Origin of the sequence: Congregibacter sp., assembly GCF_965660375.1 — a bacterium.
GTDB lineage: Bacteria > Pseudomonadota > Gammaproteobacteria > Pseudomonadales > Halieaceae > Congregibacter.
Genome location: NZ_CBFHZO010000103.1, coordinates 1 through 1,787, shown reverse-complemented (window position 1 = coordinate 1,787; position 1,787 = coordinate 1). Strand labels below are relative to the sequence as shown.

Below are 1,787 nucleotides of genomic sequence, written 5' to 3'. Positions count from 1 at the left end.
TCGATGCGAGCGTAATGACGATCATTGATGATGCCGGTGATGTCATCACCTGCAACGTAATCCGGTGCCTGCTCGCTGATAAAGGTCCTGGACAACGATACGAAGTTTTCCAGATCAGCGCGGGGCACCAACGCGTAATCGGGTGAGACACACATCTGTCCGTTCTTAACCATCTTGATACGCAGGCAATCAGCCACGTTAGCGGCGGTGACGCCGCCGGGTGTAAACAGCGTGGGTGACTTACCGCCGAGCTCAAGAGTCAGCGGTGTGAGATTGGGCGCCGCGGCGGCGGCAACCTGCCGCGCAACCCCGGGATTACCTGTGTATAGAAGGTGGTCGAAGGGCAGACCGGGAAAGGCCTTCGCCACATCCAGATCGCCGAGGACAACGGCCACATGATCCTTATCGAAGGTCGCGTTGATCATTTCGAGCAACAACTCGGAGCAGGCGGCCGACATTTCGGAGGGTTTGATCATGACGCGGTTGCCAGCGGCGAGCATGTCGCAGAGCGGACCTACCGTTAAGTCGAAGGGAAAGTTCCAGGGACTCATGTTCCCGATCACGCCCTTGGGCTGACGGAGCACATAGGCCGCACTCTCTCCATGCATCGCCGGATCCGTGTCTCGTAAGGAAGGCTCCATCCACTCCTCGAGATGCGCTTTGTTGTACTCGGCACGACCCAACATACCGAATACCTCAATGAAATCGCCCTGCATGGCGGGGTGAGTGCCAAAGTCTGTGTTTAGCGCGTCAAGAATCTTCGGTCGATACTCCAGCATCATTGCCATGACGGCATCCAGCCATGCCGTGCGCTCTTCAAGGGTCGGCATCGGATTTTTCAGGAACGCGGATTTTTGTTGATCGAGGATGGCATTTAAAGTTTTTATTGGTGTTTGCACAGTAGCTTCTCCTACATAATGAATGCTTGATCATACAGAACCTGATTCTCGACGCCTCTGATTGTCAAAGCTCATTGGAGCAAACCCGCAGCCCGCAGCCGGGGCCAATCGATAGCAGGGCAGCGATCCATCACCACTTTTACGCCCTGCGCCTCTGCCCGCTGCGCCGCTTCAGCATCAACAACGCCGAGCTGCGTCCACAAAGTCCTGGGGCCACACGCCAAAACTTCGTCCACGATCTGCGGGAGAAAGCTTGCATTGCGAAACACATCAACCATGTCGACCACCAGCGGAATATCCGCGAGAGATGCGTAGACTTGCCGTCCCAGTAATTCAGAACCCGCAAGGCCGGGATTGACGGGATACACCTCATAACCTTTCGCCAGTAGAAACCCCATCACCTCATGACTGGGCCGTTCGGGTTTGGGGCTCGCACCTAGCAGGGCAATGGTCTTTACGGAGCCAAGGACACTGGCAATCTCTGTATCAGTGCTTAAGGGCATGGGGTCAGGCGTCTCCCCAGACCGGAGGGCGTTTTTCGAAGAAGGCCGCTTTGCCCTCTTCCGCATCCTCCGAGGTCATGGCCCGCACCATGGCCTCATTGGCATAGGCAAAAGCATCCTCGATGGGCATATCCACCTGGGTATAAAAGTCGGCCTTACCGTGGCGAATACCCTGGGCCGATTTAGCGGCGATACGCTCGGCCAATGCCGTGGTCCGCTCCACCAACTGCTCAGTCGGCACACACTCATTAATGAGACCAAAGCGCACGGCGTCTTCAGCACTGAAGGCATCGCCGGTAAGTGCCATGGCCATGGCGTGTTTACGGTGAACGTTGCGGCCAATGCCCACCAGCGGCGTGGTACAGAAGCCGCCCATATTGACGCC

General features: G+C 56.7%; 3 protein-coding genes. All 3 read right to left on the bottom strand.

Annotated elements, in window-relative coordinates:
• Nucleotides 1-899: aldehyde dehydrogenase family protein (locus ACTG3T_RS09980; protein WP_439102124.1), on the bottom strand; the 899-nt coding region annotated here is incomplete at its 3' end.
• 71 nt (nucleotides 900-970) lie between these two features.
• Nucleotides 971-1,402, bottom strand: coding sequence for a CoA-binding protein (locus ACTG3T_RS09975; RefSeq protein WP_439102123.1), 432 nt, complete (start codon nucleotides 1,400-1,402; stop codon nucleotides 971-973).
• Nucleotides 1,403-1,406: 4 nt separating this feature from the next.
• A partial coding sequence (locus ACTG3T_RS09970) for an enoyl-CoA hydratase-related protein (protein ID WP_439102122.1) occupies nucleotides 1,407-1,787 on the bottom strand: 381 nt, incomplete at its 5' end.